Source organism: Streptomyces sp. NPDC041814, from assembly GCF_055590565.1.
Map to the genome: position 1 here is coordinate 267,315 of NZ_JBVJAM010000009.1, position 16,508 is coordinate 283,822.

General features: G+C 73.1%; 14 protein-coding genes. 10 read left to right on the forward strand and 4 right to left on the reverse strand.

Annotated elements, in window-relative coordinates:
- Positions 1-130 precede the first annotated feature (130 nt).
- The gene (locus ACZ6C6_RS23590; RefSeq protein ID WP_469205244.1) at positions 131-802 is read right to left on the reverse strand and encodes a lysophospholipid acyltransferase family protein; all 672 of its coding nucleotides are present in this window, start codon (positions 800-802) and stop codon (positions 131-133) included.
- A gap of 234 nt (positions 803-1,036) precedes the next feature.
- Here ACZ6C6_RS23590 and ACZ6C6_RS23595 point away from each other — a divergent pair, with 234 nt between their 5' ends.
- Together ACZ6C6_RS23595 and ACZ6C6_RS23600 are read left to right on the forward strand one after the other, a co-directional pair.
- Positions 1,037-2,212 carry a glycerophosphodiester phosphodiesterase gene (locus ACZ6C6_RS23595; RefSeq protein ID WP_469205245.1) on the forward strand — a complete coding sequence of 392 codons (1,176 nt, stop codon included), beginning with the start codon at positions 1,037-1,039 and terminating at the stop codon, positions 2,210-2,212.
- Between the two features lie 204 nt (positions 2,213-2,416).
- The gene (locus ACZ6C6_RS23600) at positions 2,417-2,923 is read left to right on the forward strand and encodes a GNAT family N-acetyltransferase (RefSeq protein ID WP_469205246.1); all 507 of its coding nucleotides are present in this window, start codon (positions 2,417-2,419) and stop codon (positions 2,921-2,923) included.
- Positions 2,924-2,951: 28 nt separating this feature from the next.
- On the opposite strand, the gene ACZ6C6_RS23605 is transcribed toward ACZ6C6_RS23600, so the two are convergent.
- Both ACZ6C6_RS23605 and ACZ6C6_RS23610 read right to left on the reverse strand, forming a co-directional pair.
- Positions 2,952-3,386 carry a hypothetical protein gene (locus tag ACZ6C6_RS23605; RefSeq protein WP_469205247.1) on the reverse strand — a complete coding sequence of 145 codons (435 nt, stop codon included), beginning with the start codon at positions 3,384-3,386 and terminating at the stop codon, positions 2,952-2,954.
- A 2-nt stretch (positions 3,387-3,388) separates the two neighbouring features.
- Positions 3,389-3,748 (reverse strand): hypothetical protein, encoded by a 360-nt coding sequence (locus ACZ6C6_RS23610; protein WP_018103833.1) that lies wholly within the window; start codon positions 3,746-3,748, stop codon positions 3,389-3,391.
- A gap of 572 nt (positions 3,749-4,320) precedes the next feature.
- Between ACZ6C6_RS23610 and ACZ6C6_RS23615 the strand changes: the two genes are divergently transcribed.
- The 8 genes from ACZ6C6_RS23615 to ACZ6C6_RS23650 all read left to right on the forward strand — a co-directional run bounded on the left by ACZ6C6_RS23615 (position 4,321) and on the right by ACZ6C6_RS23650 (position 15,109).
- Positions 4,321-5,373: a methionine ABC transporter ATP-binding protein gene (locus ACZ6C6_RS23615; protein ID WP_469205248.1), complete on the forward strand. Its 1,053-nt coding sequence runs from the start codon at positions 4,321-4,323 to the stop codon at positions 5,371-5,373.
- A complete protein-coding gene (locus ACZ6C6_RS23620) occupies positions 5,370-6,038 on the forward strand; it encodes a methionine ABC transporter permease (protein ID WP_469205249.1) in 669 nt (222 codons plus the stop codon). Before ACZ6C6_RS23615 ends, ACZ6C6_RS23620 begins: the two co-directional genes overlap by 4 nt.
- 74 nt (positions 6,039-6,112) lie before the next feature.
- Positions 6,113-6,967, forward strand: a complete 855-nt coding sequence (locus tag ACZ6C6_RS23625; protein WP_469205250.1) for a MetQ/NlpA family ABC transporter substrate-binding protein — start codon at positions 6,113-6,115, stop codon at positions 6,965-6,967.
- 101 nt (positions 6,968-7,068) lie between these two features.
- Positions 7,069-7,746: a GNAT family N-acetyltransferase gene (locus ACZ6C6_RS23630; RefSeq protein ID WP_073967835.1), complete on the forward strand. Its 678-nt coding sequence runs from the start codon at positions 7,069-7,071 to the stop codon at positions 7,744-7,746.
- 109 nt (positions 7,747-7,855) lie between these two features.
- The gene (gene cbiE / locus ACZ6C6_RS23635; protein ID WP_469205251.1) at positions 7,856-9,094 is read left to right on the forward strand and encodes a precorrin-6y C5,15-methyltransferase (decarboxylating) subunit CbiE; all 1,239 of its coding nucleotides are present in this window, start codon (positions 7,856-7,858) and stop codon (positions 9,092-9,094) included.
- A gap of 331 nt (positions 9,095-9,425) precedes the next feature.
- Positions 9,426-12,725: a nicotinate-nucleotide--dimethylbenzimidazole phosphoribosyltransferase gene (gene cobT / locus ACZ6C6_RS23640; RefSeq protein WP_469205252.1), complete on the forward strand. Its 3,300-nt coding sequence runs from the start codon at positions 9,426-9,428 to the stop codon at positions 12,723-12,725.
- Positions 12,726-12,982: 257 nt separating this feature from the next.
- Positions 12,983-14,242, forward strand: a complete 1,260-nt coding sequence (cobA, locus tag ACZ6C6_RS23645; protein WP_469205253.1) for a uroporphyrinogen-III C-methyltransferase — start codon at positions 12,983-12,985, stop codon at positions 14,240-14,242.
- A gap of 48 nt (positions 14,243-14,290) precedes the next feature.
- The gene (locus ACZ6C6_RS23650) at positions 14,291-15,109 is read left to right on the forward strand and encodes a TrmH family RNA methyltransferase (protein WP_469205254.1); all 819 of its coding nucleotides are present in this window, start codon (positions 14,291-14,293) and stop codon (positions 15,107-15,109) included.
- Here the strand turns inward: ACZ6C6_RS23650 and ACZ6C6_RS23655 are convergent, their stop codons facing one another.
- Positions 15,110-16,405, reverse strand: a complete 1,296-nt coding sequence (locus tag ACZ6C6_RS23655; RefSeq protein ID WP_469205255.1) for a serine/threonine-protein kinase — start codon at positions 16,403-16,405, stop codon at positions 15,110-15,112.
- Positions 16,406-16,508: the final 103 nt, after the last annotated feature.

Genomic DNA, 16,508 nt, shown 5'->3' on the forward strand with positions numbered 1-16,508 from the left:
GGGGGGGCCGCGGGGGCGCGCGGGCGGGGCCTGTTTGTGGTGGGGGTGTTGGTCCCCTTTGCGCCCGCGACGGCGGGCCCCCCCGCCCCCCGCCCGGGGGGACGCGGCCCCTCTCGTACGTTCCGCCGGATCAGGCGGCCTTCGCCTTGGTCGCGTACATGTCCACGTACTCCTGGCCGGACAGCCGCATCACCTCGGCCATCACGGAGTCGGTCACCGCGCGCAGCACGTAGCGGTCGCGGTCCATGCCCTCGTAGCGGGAGAACTCCATCGGCTCACCGAAACGTACCGTCACCTTGCCCGGCCGCGGCAGACCGGAGCCGCCCGGCTGGAGCTTGTCCGTGCCGATCATCGCGAAGGGCACCACCGGCGCGCCCGTCATCAGCGTCAGCCGCGCGATGCCCGTACGGCCCCGGTAGAGCCGGCCGTCGGGGGAGCGGGTGCCCTCCGGGTAGATGGCGAACGCCTTGCCCTCTTCCAGGATCCGGCGTCCCGTCATCAGCGCCGCGACACCGCCGCGCCCGCCGTCCCGGTCCACCGGGATCATGCCGACGCCCGTGAAGAACCAGGCCATCAGCCGGCCCTTGATCCCCTTGCCCGTCACGTACTCGTCCTTGCCGATGAAGTACACCGGACGGTCGCAGCAGATCGGCATGATCATCGAGTCGATGAACGTCAGATGGTTGCCCGCCAGGATCACCGGCCCACTGCCCGGGATGTTCTCGATGCCCTCCATCCGGGGACGGAACATCAGGCGCAGGATCGGTCCGAGCACTGCCTTGATGAGTGCGAGACGGGACAACGCTTCCTCCGGTGTAGTGGCCGGGCCGGCCGGGGCGACGGATTGTGAAGGTCCATGCAGGTGAGGACGATACTCGCGGGTACCCGCCAATCGCACATCGGGTTCACGGACCGGATACGCCGTGTTGACATGTGTTCGCGCCATGTTCGTCCAGGTGCCGCCCTCAGGACCGTACCCCTGCCTACGCTCGATCCTCGCTCGACAGGTGCCGTACATCACATGCGAGGAGCATTCATGACAGAGCGTGCGCAGGCCGCGCCGGGACGCCGGACCGTCATCGGGGCGGGGGCAGCCGTCCTCGGCACCGCCGCCCTGGGCGTCACCACAACGGCGCAGGCGGCCGACCGGAACGGCGGACACGGGGGCCACGGCGGACACCGCCTCGACCTGCCGGTCCCGACGGTCATCGGCCACCGGGGCACCAGCGGCTACCGCCCCGAACACACCCTGGGCTCCTACCAGCTCGCCCTGGACATGGGCGCGCACATCATCGAGCAGGACCTCGTCCCCACCCGCGACGGCCACCTCGTCTGCCGCCACGAGAACGACATCACCGCCACCACCGACGTCTCCGCGCACCCCGAGTTCGCGAACCGCCGGACCACCAAGACCGTCGACGGCGTCTCCCTCACCGGCTGGTTCACCGAGGACTTCACCCTCGCGGAGCTCAAGACCCTCCGCGCCAAGGAGCGCATCCCGGCCAACCGCCAGAAGAACACGCTGTACGACGGCCGCTGGGAGGTCCCCACCTTCGAAGAGGTCCTGCGCTGGGCCGACCGCGAGGGCCGCCGCCGCGGAAAGCCCGTCTGGCTGTACGTCGAGACCAAGCACCCCACCTACTTCCGCGGCCTCGGGCTCGGCCTGGAGGAGCCGCTGGCCAAGCTGCTGCGCCGCTACGGACGCCACCGCGCCCAGTCCCCGGTCATCCTCCAGTCCTTCGAGCCCGGCAGCGTCCAGCGCCTGGCCCGGCTCGTCGCGACCCCGCGCATCGTCCTGCTCTCCGGCGCGGGCACCCGGCCCTGGGACTTCGTGGTGTCCGGGGACCCGCGCACCACGGACGACCTCGTCGAGCCGGCGGGCCTGAAGTGGATGGCCTCCTTCGCGCAGGGCATCGGCCCCACCCTGGACCTGATCATCCCCAAGGACGCCGCCGGCCGGCTCACCGAGCCCACCACCCTGGTGCGCGACGCCCACGCGCAGGGCCTCGTCCTCCACCCGTACACGATGCGCAACGAGAACACCTTCCTGCCCGCCGACTTCCGGCGCGGCAGCGACCCGAACGCGTACGGGGACGCGTTCGGCGCGTTCGCGGCGTACTTCGCGACCGGGATCGACGGCATCTTCTCCGACAACCCGGACACCGCCCTGCTCGCGGCGGCGGACTTCACGGCGAAGAGCGCGAAGAAGTAGCGCGCCGGGCCCGACTCCCCGTCAGCTCCCCGCTCCCGTCACATCGCAGGGGAGTTGGCTATGTCACAGGGGAGTTTGGGCCCCATCCGTTCCCGATGCCTTGGATGTCTGCGCAGAATGCTCGCGGCGGAGGTTGTCGCTCCTGGACCGTGGGAAAGGAGCGGGAGACAACCGGCGGATCAGGTGAGCGGGAGGCATGCGCACATGGGCATGAGCGTGACCATCTCGGCGGCGGACGTGCGGGACGCCGAAGAGATTCTGAAGCTGCAGTACCTCTGTTTCCAGAGCGAGGCGGAGCTGTACGGCAATTACCGCATCGACCCGCTCGTCCAGACCCTCGACTCGGTACGCGCCGAGATCGCGGAGAACCTGGTCTACGTGGCACGACTCGGCGACGAGATCGTCGGCTCGGTGCGGGGCTCGACCGACGAGGAGGGCACCGGCCAGATCGGCAAGCTCTGCGTCCACCCCCGCCTGCGGGGCCACGGCCTCGGCGCCCGGCTGCTGCGCGCGGCGGAGTCCGGCCTCGCCGACGAGCGCGCCGCCACCCGCTTCCGGCTGCACACCGGCCACCGGAGCGAAGGAAACCTCAGGCTCTACCAGCGCGCGGGCTACGCCGCCGTGGGCAACGCCCAGGGCAACGACGGGGTCATGATGATCCTGCTGGAGAAGGAGGCCCAGGCCCCCACCGCGTACGTGGCCAGCGCCTAGGACGTGTTCGAGCGCCGCGCCCCCGCCGTTACGCGGTCCGGGCGCGGCGCAGCCACATCATTCCGGTGACCGGCAGGATCACCGGAATGAAGAGGTAGTCCCGGCCGCAGTACGACCACACGGTCGCGTCGGCGAACGCCGACGGCTCCACCAGCGTCCACGTCCCCACGATCAGCACCCCGGCCAGCTCGGCGGCGCAGCACACCAGCGCCATCCGGCGCGCCCGCTCGCCGCCGCGCACCAGCGAGTACGTGATGAAGCCGTAGACGAGCGCGGCGACCGCCGACAGCACATAGGCGAGGGGCGCGCGGCCGAAGTCCAGGATCATCTGGACGATCGAACGGGACGCCGCCGCCACGGTGAACACGCCGTAGAACCAGACGAGGACCCGGCCGGGACCGGTGCCGAGGTCGAAGGGCCGCTTCTCGCCGGCCGTCGCCTGCGTGGTGTCGGTGTCGGTCACGGTCAGCTTCCCCAGATGTCGTAGAGCCGTACTTCGAGGACGGCCAGGACCACCGCGCCCGCCGCCACCGTCACCGAGCCCCAGCGGGTCCGCTCGCTCAGCGACAGGAACCCCGCCGCCGGCACGGCGAGGAACGCCCCGGCGAGGTACGCGATGAAGATGGTCATGCCCTGCTCGGGCCGCTCGCCCCGGGCCAGCTGCACGATCCCCGTCACGAGCTGCGCCAGGGCCAGCAGCGAGACGACGGCCATGCCGATGAAGTGCCAGTCCTTGGTGGGCTGATCCCGGTAGGCGGCGTATCCGCACCAGGCGGCGAGGGCGAGGGCGGCCACGGCGACCGCGACCGTCAGGGCGTCGAGCATGAGCCGAGGGTATTACGGCGCGCCGGGCCCGCCGTCCTCGCCCCCGGTTCGCCGGGGCCCGGGCGGTATCGCCCGGGGATCGTGGCCTTGACCACAGGGCGCACCGCTTCGGGGTGCCGGGGGAGGGACTCGGCCGGGCCCGCTAGGAGCGCATCGTCGCAGGTCAGGGCGGTGTGGCTGGAAAGCGGCGGCCGATACGAGACCGTCGCACCGGCGTATCCACGGCTGTCCGCTATCCGGACAATCGGTCCGGCGGCGAACTCACGTCTGTTTTACTTGTGCCCATGACCACGACGAGCAGCCGCATCCTTGCGACCGAGGCGATCACGACGCCCGGTGCTCGTTGTATGTGTCGAATGCGCGCCTTCTGAGGGCCCACGACCGAGCCTCGCGCCCCGAAGCGAGATCCTTCCCGGCCGGCCGCACAGGCCCCGGCCCGCGGTGACCGCCGCGCCCGGACGCCCGGGGAAACCGCTCGGAACGTCCGATCGAAAACGTCCGGACCATCCCTGGACGCATGCCCCGTGCCCGGCGGACACCGCGCCGCGCACTCGACAGTGACGGAAACCCCTGTGATCACCACGACGGGCCTCACGAAGGTCTACCGTTCGCGCGACCGCGAGGTCACCGCCCTGGACGGCGTCGACCTCCACGTACGCGAGGGCGAGGTGTACGGCGTCATCGGCCGCAGCGGCGCCGGCAAGTCCTCGCTCATCCGCTGCGTCAACCTCCTGGAACGCCCCACCTCCGGCACCGTGACCGTGGCCGGCCAGGACCTCACCGCCCTCGCGGGCCGGGGCCGCCGGGCCGGCAAGGAACTGCGCGAGGCACGCAGCCGCATCGGCATGGTCTTCCAGCACTTCAACCTGCTGGCCTCCCGCACCGTGCAGCGCAACGTCGAACTCCCCCTGGAGATCCTCGGCGTCACCGGCCGCGAACGCTCCCGCAAGGCCCTCGAACTCCTCGACCTGGTCGGCCTCGCCGACAAGGCCAAGTCGTACCCGGGCCAGCTCTCCGGCGGCCAGAAGCAGCGCGTCGGCATCGCCCGCGCCCTCGCCGGTGACCCCAAGGTGCTCCTGTCCGACGAGGCGACCTCCGCCCTGGACCCCGAGACCACCCGGTCCATCCTCCAGCTCCTGCGCGACCTCAACCAGCAGCTCGGGCTCACCGTCCTGCTCATCACGCACGAGATGGACGTCGTCAAGACCATCTGCGACTCCGCGGCGCTGATGCGGGGAGGCCGGCTGGTCGAGTCCGGCACCGTCGGCGAACTGCTCGCCACCCCCGGCTCCGAGCTGGCCCACGAGCTGTTCCCCGTCGGCGGCACCGCCTCCGCGGCCGACCGCACCGTCGTGGACGTCACCTTCCACGGCGAGGCCGCCGCCCGCCCCGTGATCTCGCAGCTCTCCCGTACGTACAACATCGACATCTCGATCCTGGGCGCCGCCATGGACACCGTGGGCGGCAAGCAGATCGGCCGCATGCGCATCGAACTGCCCGGCCGGTTCGAGGAGAACGTCGTCCCGATCGGCTTCCTCCGCGAACAGGGCCTCCAGGCCGAGCTCGTCGACGGCGCAGACGCCGTACCCGTACCCGCACCGCTCACCAAGGAGGTGGCGAAGTGACCTGGTCCGAAATGCAGCCACTGCTTTCGCAGGGCACCGTCGACACCCTCTACATGGTGCTGTGGTCCGCCCTCGCCACCGTCCTGGTCGGGCTGCCCCTCGGCGTCCTGCTCGTCCTCACCGACAAGGGCGGACTGCTCCAGAACACCCCGGTGAACAAGGTCGTCGGCGTGATCGTGAACATCGGGCGCTCGCTGCCGTTCATCATCCTGCTGATCGCCCTGATCCCGTTCACCACCTGGGTCGTCGGCACCTTCATCGGCCCCACCGCGATGATCGTCCCGCTCGCCGTCGGCGCCATCCCCTTCTTCGCCCGGCTGGTCGAGACAGCGGTGCGTGAGGTCGACCACGGGCTCGTGGAGGCCGTCCAGTCGATGGGCGGGTCCATCCCGACTATCGTCCGCAAGGTGCTGCTCCCGCAGGCCCTGCCGTCCCTGGTCTCCGGGATCACCACCACCGTCATCGTGCTCATCGGCTACTCGGCGATGGCCGGCGCGGTAGGCGGCGAAGGGCTCGGCTCCAAGGCCGTCACCTACGGATTCCAGCGCTTCGACAACCGGTTCATGCTGATCACGGTCGCGCTGCTGATCGTCATCGTGACCCTCGTCCAGCTGATCGGCGACCTCGCCGTCCGCCTGCTGGCCCGCCGCGGCCGCACCTCCTGAGACTTCCCTTCCTCATCAAGCCCGCACTCCTTGTCCGGGCGCACCACCATCACCACCTGAAAGAGGCACTTTTCGTGCGTACCAGCAGCAAGATCACCGCCGCCGCCGCGGCCACCACCGCCCTCGCCCTCGGCCTCACCGCCTGCGGCACGGACTCCGACCCGTCGTCCAAGAGCGGCGGCACCGACACCTCCAAGGCCCTCGTCGTCGCCGCGTCCCCGACGCCGCACGCCGACATCCTCGGCTTCGTCAAGAAGAACCTCGCGGACAAGGCCGGCCTCAAGCTGGAGATCAAGGAGTTCACGGACTACGTCCTGCCGAACACCGCCACCGAGACCGGCCAGGTCGACGCCAACTTCTTCCAGCACCAGCCCTACCTGGACGACTTCAACAAGAAGAACGACACCCACCTGGTCTCCGTCGGCACCGTCCACCTCGAACCCCTCGGCCTGTACTCCAAGAAGGTCAAGGGCCTCGACGGCATCAAGGCCGGCCAGACCATCGCCGTCCCCAACGACACCACCAACGAGGGCCGCGCGCTCCAGCTGCTCGCCGAGAACAACCTCATCACCCTCAAGGACGGCGTCGGCACCAGCGCCAAGCTGAGCGACATCACCGACAAGAAGGGCCTGGAGTTCAAGGAGCTGGAGGCCGCCACGGTCCCGCGCGCCCTCAACGACGTGGACGCCGCCGTCATCAACGGCAACTACGCCATCGAGGCCGAGCTCAAGCCCGCGAAGGACGCCCTCGTCCTGGAGAAGGCCGACGGCAACCCGTACGCCAACATCGTCGCCGTCAAGAAGGGCGACGAGAAGGACCCCCGGGTCCAGAAGCTCGTGAAGCTCCTCCACTCCGACGAGGTCAAGAAGTTCATCGAGGACACCTACCAGGGCTCGGTCGTCCCGGCCTTCGGTGACGCCAAGTCCTGACCCGTACGCGGCACTTGCCCGAGGAGCCCCGCACACCCCGCCCGGGGGTGCGGGGCTCCGCCGTACCGACCCGGCCATGCGCGCGCCCCCCGCGATGCTGCATGCTGTGCATTTACACGGTCTTCGGCATGGAGCTGCGCATGACTTCCACCTTCCCGGACATCTCCATCAGCACGGACCGGCTGGTGCTGCGCCCATTCGACATGGCGGACATCCCCGCGTACATCGAGATGATGAACGACGAACTCGTCACCGCCTGGACCGACGCCCCCCACCCCTACACCCAGGTCGACGCCGAACGCTGGGTGCGCAGAATCGCTCCCGCACACCGCACCAAGGGCGACGGGATCGCCCTGGCCGTCACCGAGTTCCTCACCCAGCGCCTCGTCGGCTCCGTACGGCTGCGCAACACCGACTGGCGCACCCTGTCCACCGAGGCCGCCTACATCACCGCCCCCTGGGCCCGCGGCGAGGGCTACGCCACCGAATCCGTGCTGGCCGTCGCCCAGTGGCTCTTCCGCGACCAGGGCTTCGAGCGCATCGAACTGCGCACCGCCGCCGACAACACCGCCTCCCAGCAGGTCGCCCAGAAACTCGGCTGCATCAGCGAGGGCGTCCTGCGCAACGCCCGCATAGCGCGCTCCCAGACAGAGGACGGCGGATGGACCGACATCCGCACCGACCTCATCGTCTGGGGCCTGCTCCCCGAAGACCTCGAAGGCGTCGCCGAACAGCTCGCCGACGCCGGCGGCTACGGCACCTACAACGACTGGAACTGACCGGCGCCGGGGCCCCGACGCCCCCTCGGCGGGGACCGGGTAACCTCACCCTGCCTGCCTCCGGGCACCCCCGCCCCGCCTGCGACGACTCCAGGAGAATGACACCAAGATGGCCGACCGGGTCACAGTGATCGGCTGGGACGGCTCGCCGCTGACCAGAGCGGCCGGCGCAGCGCTCTCGGCCGCGACCCTGGTCGCCGGAGCCGCCCACCACCTCGCGCTGCCGGAGGTCCCGCGCGGCGCCGAACGCATCCGCCTCGGCTCCGTCGACCTCGCCGCCCGCCGCATCGCCGGCCACCGGGGCAGCGCCGTCGTCCTCGCCGACGGCGATCCCGGCTTCTTCGGCGTCGTCCGCACCCTGCGCGCCCCGCAGCACGGCCTGGAGGTCGAGGTCGTCCCGGCCGTCTCCTCCGTCGCCACCGCCTTCGCCCGCGCCGGCATGCCCTGGGAGGACGCCCAGACGGTCGTCGCCCACCCCCGCACCCTGCGCCGTGCCGTGAACGTCTGCCGTGCCCACCACAAGGTCGCCGTCCTCACCTCGCCCGGCGCCGGACCCGCAGAACTGGCCCTGCTCCTCGAAGGCGTCCACCGCACGTTCGTCATCTGCGAGGAACTGGGCACCGACCGTGAACAGGTCACCGTCGTCACCTCGGAGACCGCCGCCGACCACGTCTGGCGCGACCCCAACGTCGTCATCGTCATCGGCGGCGGCCCCGAACGGCAGGCCGACGGCGCCTGGATCGCCGGCCGCCACCCCGCCCACCCGCAGGGCGTACGGGGGTGGGCCCTGCCCGCCGGCGCCTACCCGGACCCCGGCGCCCGCCCGGCGGGGGAGAGCGGCGAGGGCGAGGGCCCCGTCCTGCGCGCCGCCCAACTCGCCCACCTCGGCCCGCGCACCGGCGACCTCGTCTGGGACATCGGCTCCGGGAGCGGCGCGCTGGCCGTCGAGGCGGCCCGCTTCGGCGCGGCGGTCCTCGCCGTGGACAGCGACTCCGAAGCCTGCGCCCGCACCGCGGCCGCCGCCCGCGCCTTCGGCGTCCAGCTCCAGGTCGTCGAGGGCCGCGCCCCGCACGTGCTGGAACGGCTGCCCGAGCCCGACGTCGTACGCATCGGAGGCGGCGGTGTCCCCGTCGCCACCGCCGTCGCGGACCGCCGCCCGGAACGCATCGTCACGCACGCCTCCACTCGCGACGAGGCCGAGGCGCTGGGTGCCGCGCTGTCCGGGAACGGCTACACGGTCGGCTGCTCCCTCCTCCAGTCCGTCGAACTCGACACGGCCGCCTGGTCGGAGCGCGAACGCACGGTCGTCTTTCTGCTTTCCGCACTTCGTTCGGACCTTGCCCCCTGACCCGTCGGCAAGCGGTGCGAGGTAGGCTGGCCGATCGTCGCACCGCTCCCGGATGTTCGTCGCTTCGTTCGTCAATGTCCGGAAAAGGGGACCGTTTTGGTCCCCGTTGTGGTACGGCAGCACCCTGGGACGCGCAACGTGGCGCAGTCCACAGCGGGCCGTGGCGAAATGAGCTGCCGCGGCGGCGAACGACCGCGAGAATGCAGGATGTCCGCGACCGATTCGTGCCGCGCGGCGCGCCCGCTCGTTCCACCGGACGAGCACCGCGTGCCGTGTCCGGGCGTCCCGGGCGAAGGGCCGAAGGAGCACTGACGATGGGCGAGGGGAACGCATGAGTGACACCGGCCGGATCCCGGGCGAGGGACTGCCGGAGAACGCGGGCACGGTGGAGCAGCCGGGCGTTCCCGCGGCTGACTCCTACACCTACCTTGAACCCTCCGCACAAACCCCCGAGGACGACGACCTCCTCCTGATGCCGAGCGCCCAGGGCGCCTGGGGCGAACCCCAGCCGGCGGTCCAGCAGGCGGACCCCTACGCCGACCCGGCCGCGCAGGGCGCGTACCAGCCGCACTTCCACCCCCAGCCGGCCGACCCCGCGCACGCCCAGGGCCCCGTCCAGCTCCAGGAGCAGGCCCCGGCGTACGCGATGCAGCAGGCCGCCGCACCGCTGCCCGAGACCGGCCCCGGCGCGCACGAGTCCGGAGGCCGCGACTCCGGCTCCGTCGACCTCGGTGCCGTCCGCATCCCCGCCCCTGCCGCGCAGCCCCCCGTGCGCCGTCCGCTGCACCGGGGCCCGGCCTCGCCCGAGCCGTCCTTCGGCGGTACGTCGGGGGCCGGAGTGGTCCGCTCCCTCGCCGACCGCGGCCCGGCCGGCGCGCCTCCCGCCCGCCACGCGGGCCCGGCCACGGCCGAACCCGAATACTTCGACCCGCAGCCGGCGGACCAGCCCCTCCCGGGCCCCCAGCTCGGCGAGATCCCGCCGCAGACGGCACCGCAGTGGGCCCCGGTGCCCCCGGTCGCCCCGGAGCAGCCCGCACCCTTCGCGGAGCCCGCCCAGGTGGCACCGGAGGAGCCTGCACCCGTGGCCCCGGTGGCCGAGACCCCGGCCCCCGAGGCGCAGGTCGCGGAACCGGTCGCGCCGGAGGCCCCGGCGCCGGCCGCCGAGCAGCCGGTCACGGAGCCGGTGGCGGTCACGGAGCCCGAGCCGGTTCCGGTCGCCGAGGCCGCGGCGGTGCCGGTCACGGAGCCAGTACCGACTGCGGAGCCGGTGGCCGTGGCGGAGCCCGAACAGGCCCCCGAGCCGCAGCCCGTGCCGGTTGCGGAGCCGGAGCCGGTCGCGGTGGCGGAGCCCGTACCGGCCCCCGAGCCGCAGGCCGTACCGGCCCCGGAGCCGGTCGCCGTGGCCGAACCCGTGGCGGCCCCCGAGCCGGAGCCCGTACCGGCTGCCGAGCCGGAGCCCCTCGCTGCGGCGGAGCCCGTGGCGACCCCGGAGCCGCAGCCCGTCGCGGTCGCCGAACCCGTGGCGGCCCCCGAGCCGCAGCCCGTACCGGCTGCCGAGCCCGAGCCCGAGCCCGAGCCCGTCGCCGTGGCGGAGTCCGCCCCGGTCGCGGAGCCGCAGCCCGCCCCGGAGCCGGAGCCGGTCGCTGTGGCGGAGTCCGCCCCGGCCCCCGAGCCGCAGCCCGAGGCAGCGGCCGAGCCCGTACCGGCCCCCGAGCCGGAAGCCGCCCCCGAGCCGGAGGCGGTCGGTCCGCTCGCCGAGCAGTCGATACAGCCCGAGGCCCCCGCTCCCACTCCCGCCCCCGAGCCGGAGGCCGGCCCCGAGGTCATCGAGACCCCGGACCTGAGCGACGAGGCTGAGCCCGTACAGCAGGAGCAGGCCCCCGAAGAGGCGCCCGCGGCGCCCCCCGCACCGGGCTACGACGACGCCGAGCGCGAGGCCGTCCTGCGGGTGATGCGGGAGCGCCGCGACATCCGCAACGGTTTCCGCAGCGACCCCATCCCGCACGAGGTGCTGCTGCGCGTCCTGGAGGCCGCGCACACGGCGCCCAGCGTGGGCCACTCGCAGCCGTGGGACTTCGTGGTCATCCGGTCCGCCGAGACGCGCCGCTCGATGCACGAGCTGGCGCAGCAGCAGCGGGAGGCGTACGCGAAGTCGCTGCCGAAGGCGCGGGCGAAGCAGTTCAAGGAACTGAAGATCGAGGCGATCCTCGACACCCCGGTCAACATCGTCGTGACCGCCGACCCGACGCGGGGCGGCCGCCACACGCTCGGCCGGCACACCCAGCCCCAGATGGCCCCGTACTCGTCGGCGCTCGCCGTGGAGAACCTGTGGCTGGCGGCACGCGCCGAGGGCCTGGGCGTCGGCTGGGTGAGCTTCTTCGACGAGCGCGAGATGGTGCGCGCGCTGGGACTGCCGGAGCACCTGGAGATCGTGGCCTACCTCTGCGTGGGGTACGTGGACGAGTTCCCCGAGGACCCGGAGCTGATGCAGGCGGGCTGGTCGAAGCGGCGCCCGCTGTCCTGGGTCGTCCACGAGGAGACGTACGGCCGCCGCGCCCTGCCCGGCGAGGCGCCGCACGATCTGCTCCAGGAGACGATCTCCAACATCCGGCCGCTGGACGCCAAGGCGCTCGGCGAGGCGTGGGAGCGCCAGAAGCGGATGACGAAGCCGGCCGGTGCGCTCGGCATGCTGGAGATCATCTCGGCGCAGCTGGCCGGGCTCTCCCGGATGTGCCCGCCGCCGATCCCGGAGCCGGCGGCCGTCGCGGTGTTCGCGGGCGACCACGGTGTGCACGCCCAGGGCGTCACGGCGTGGCCCCAGGAGGTCACCGGCCAGATGATCGCCAACATGCTCGGCGGCGGCGCGGTGTGCAACGCGTTCGCGTCCCAGGTGGGGGCCGAGGTGTGCGTGGTCGACGTGGGCGCGGTCGCGGAACTGCCCGCGATGCCGGGCCTGCTGCCCCGGAAGGTACGGGCCGGCACGGCGGACTTCACCACGGGGCCGGCGCTCACCCGCGAGGAGGTCCACGCGGCGATCGAGGTCGGCATCGAGACCGCCCGGGACCTGGTGGCGGCGGGCAACAAGGGTCTGCTGACCGGCGAGATGGGCATCGCGAACACGACCGCGTCGGCCGCGCTGATCTGCGTGTACACCGGCATGGACCCGGCCGAGGTGACGGGCCGGGGGACCGGCATCAACGACGAGATGCACGCCCGCAAGATCGACGTGGTGCGGCGCGCCCTCGAACTCCACCAGCCGGACCCGGCGGACCCGATCGGCGTCCTGGCGGCCGTCGGCGGCCTGGAGCACGCGGCGATGGCCGGCTTCCTGCTGGGCGGCGCGTCGCTGCGTACGCCGGTGATCCTGGACGGCGTCAGCGCGGGCGCGGCGGCCCTGGTGGCCCGGGCGATCGCCCCGGAGGCGCTGGCCGCGTGCATCGCCGGACACCGCAGCGCGGAGCCCGGCCATGTCGCCGCGCTCAACAAGCTGGGCCTGCGCCCGCTGGTCGACCTGGACCTCCGCCTCGGCGAGGGCACGGGTGCGCTGCTGGCGCTGCCGATCGTGCAGAGCGCGGCCCGTGCGATGCACGAGGTCGCGACGTTCGACTCGGCGGGCGTGACGGAGAAGTAGCGGCACCGTTGTCCGGGGCGCTGCCCCCGGACCCCCGCTGCTCAATCGCCGCAGGGGCTTACCCATGAGCCTCGTCGGCGATTGAGGCGGGGCGTCGGGGGCAGCGCCCCGGTCCCGGGAAGGGGCGGGGAGGGGACAAGGCTCGCCGCAGGCGCCCCCGCCCACCCCGTATCGTGATCCCCACCCACCACATTTCACGCCGCTCCACCGCCGCAGCGGCCCGCGCTTCCGCACCGCCCCGAGGAGCCCGCACCACCATGGCCGAGCACGCCGATCGCCCCGCCTACCCCGTCGGACTGCGCCTCAACGGGCGCCGCGTAGTCGTCGTCGGCGGCGGCCAGGTGGCGCAGCGCCGCCTCCCCGCCCTCATCGCGGCCGGGGCCGACATCGTCCTCGTGTCGCCGTCCGCCACCCCCTCCGTCGAGGCGATGGCGGACGCCGGCGAGATCCGCTGGGAGCGCCGCAGGTACGCCGAAGGCGACCTCACCGACACCTGGTACGCGCTCATCGCGACCGACGACGACGCCGCCAACGAGGCCGCGTCCGCCGAGGCGGAACGCACCCGCACCTGGTGCGTCCGCAGCGACGACGCCGAAGCGGCCACCGCCTGGACGCCCGCCACCGGTCGCAGCGAGGGCGTCACCGTCGCCGTGCTCACCGCGGGCGCCCAGGGCCGCGACCCGCGCCACTCCGCCGCGGTCCGCGACGCGATCGTGGAGGGCCTGCGCGACGGCAGCATCGCCGCCCCGCACCACCGCACCCGCACCGCCGGCGTCGCGCTGGTCGGCGGCGGCCCCGGCGACCCGGACCTCATCACCGTCCGGGGCCGCCGCCTGCTCGCCGAGGCGGACGTCGTCATCGCCGACCGCCTCGGCCCCCGCGACCTGCTCGACGAGCTCCCGCCGCACGTCGAGGTGATCGACGCCGCGAAGATCCCGTACGGCCGCTACATGGCCCAGGAGGCCATCAACAACGCGCTGATCGAGCACGCCAAGGCCGGCAAGGCCGTCGTCCGGCTCAAGGGCGGCGACCCGTTCGTCTTCGGCCGGGGCATGGAGGAGGCCCAGGCGCTCGCCGCCGAGGGCATCCCGTGCACCGTCGTGCCCGGCATCTCCAGCTCCATCTCGGTCCCCGGCGCGGCCGGCATCCCCGTCACCCACCGGGGCGTCGCCCACGAGTTCACCGTGGTCAGCGGGCACGTCGCCCCCGACGACGAACGCTCCCTGGTCGACTGGGCCGCCCTCGCCCGGCTGCGCGGCACCCTGGTGCTCCTGATGGCGGTCGACAAGATCGGCGCCATCGCCCGCACGCTCGTGGAGCACGGCCGCTCGCCCGAGACCCCGGTCGCTCTCGTCCAGGAAGGCACGACGGCCTCCCAGCGCCGCGTCGACGCGACCCTCGCCACGGTGGCCGAGCGGGTGGCCGCCGAGGACGTCCGCCCGCCCGCCGTCATCGTGATCGGCGCCGTGGTCGAGGTCGGCGCGGACGCCACTCCGACGGCGAGCAGCAAGCCGTGACAGCCCCCGACAGTCGGCACCCCCACCGGACAAGGCAGCACCAGAACCGTGGCTGAACCCCTCACCATCGACACCCCCGACGACCCCCGCCTCAGCGACTACGTCAGCCTCACCGACGTCGAGCTCCGGCGCAGGAAGGAGCCCGCGGAGGGCCTGTTCATCGCCGAGGGCGAGAAGGTGATCCGCCGCGCCCTGGAGGCCGGGTACGAGATGCGCTCCATGCTGCTCTCGGCCAAGTGGGCCGACCAGATGCGGGACGTCATCGAGGAGAGTGCCGCCCCCGTCTACACGGTCGCGCCGGACCTCGCCGAACGCGTCACCGGCTACCACGTGCACCGGGGCGCCCTCGCCTCGATGCGGCGAAAGCCCCTCCCGGCCGCCGGTGACCTTCTCCGCACGGCCCGCCGCGTGGCCGTCATGGAGGCCGTCAACGACCATACGAACATCGGCGCGATCTTCCGCAGCGCCGCCGCCCTCGGGATGGACGCCGTCCTGCTCTCCCCGGACTGCGCCGACCCGCTCTACCGGCGCTCCGTCAAGGTCTCGATGGGCGCGGTGTTCTCCGTGCCGTACGCGCGCCTCGGCTCCTGGCCGCAGGGTCTGGAGGCCGTACGCGAGGCCGGGTTCACGGTGCTCGCGCTGACGCCCGCCGAGCAGGCCGTCAGCATCGAGGAGGCGGCGCCGCACCGGATGGACCGCGTCGCCCTGATGCTCGGCGCCGAGGGCGACGGCCTCTCCGCCCGGGCCCTGGCCGCCGCCGACCGGTGGGTGCGCATCCCGATGGCCCACGGCGTGGACTCGCTGAACGTCGGCGCGGCGGCCGCGGTCGCCTTCTACGCGGTGGCCACGGGCCGCCCCGAGAGCTGACTACCGGCTCTGCTCCTGGCCTTGGCTCCGGTCGTGCCCGAGGTCCACGCCCAGCCCCCGGGCCGGACCCTGGCAGCCCTGCGCCGCCGCGATCCCCAGCGCCACCAGCAGCGTCACCACCACGAAGACGACGAGCCGCTGCCGCAGCAGCCTCGGGTTGGCCGGACGACGCCCCGTCGACGTCGTCCTGGTCCCGGGCCGGGTGCCCGGCCTGCCGTTCGTCCCGTTGGTGCCCTGCGGACGCCGGGCCGGCCGTGCCGTCCCGCGCGGCGGCTGCTGCACAGGCCGGCCGCCGCCACCGGTGCGGGCGGGGGCGGGACGCGCCGCCGACGGCCGGTTCTGCGGGCGCGACCCCGGCGCCGGACCGGCCGCCCGGCGGGTCTGCTGCTCCGTGTACGGGCCGTCCAGGCGACCGGTCGGGCGGTCCGCCTCCTGGGCCGAACGCTGGACCGGCGGCCGGCTCTCGTGCAGCCCCTGCGCCTCGCGCGCCGCGATCTCCTTGAGCCGCATCGACAGCTGGAGCGTGCTCGGCCGCTCCTCCGGGTCCTTCGCCAGACAGGCGCTCACCAGGGGCGCCAGCGCGTCGTGCACATCGAAGAGCTGGGGCTCCTCGTGCACCACGCGGTACAGCATCACCTCGGAACTGCCGTGCCCGAAGGGGGAGTCGGCCATCGCCGCGTACGCCAGCGTCGCCCCGAGCGAGAACACGTCCGTCGCCGGGGTCACCGCCGCGCCGCGCACCTGCTCGGGCGCGAGGAATCCGGGCGAGCCCACCGCCGTACCGACGTGCGTCAGCGTGGACGCGCCCGTGGCCCAGGCGATCCCGAAGTCGATGATCCGGGGGCCCTTGGGGGAGAGGAGGATGTTCGACGGCTTCAGGTCCCGGTGCACCACCCCGGCCTCGTGCACCGCGACCAGGCCCTCGGAGAGCGCCGCCCCGATCGAGGCCACCTCGGCGGCCGACAGCGGGCCCTCCTCGGCGACCTTGTCGTGCAGCGACGGCCCCGGAACGTACTGCGTGGCGAACCAGGGGCGGTCCGCCTCCAGATCGGCGGCGACCAGCCGGGCCGTACAGCCGCCGCGGATCCGCCGGGCGGCGGACACCTCGCGAGCGAACCGCGAACGGAACTCCTGATCCTCCGCCAGGTCCGGACGGATCACCTTCAGCGCGACGCGCTGGCCCCGCCGGTCCGAACCAAGGTAGACGACGCCCATCCCGCCGGCCCCGAGCCGCCGGTGCAGCCTGAACGAGCCGACGACACGCGGGTCCTCGCGCCGGAGCCGCATCATCGCCATGTCTGCCCATCCCCGCTGCCTGGTACGCCTGACGAGGCACAGCTTACGTACCCGCCGCCCGGGGTGCTCAGAGGCCGCGCCCTCAAGGGAGATTCGATTGTCA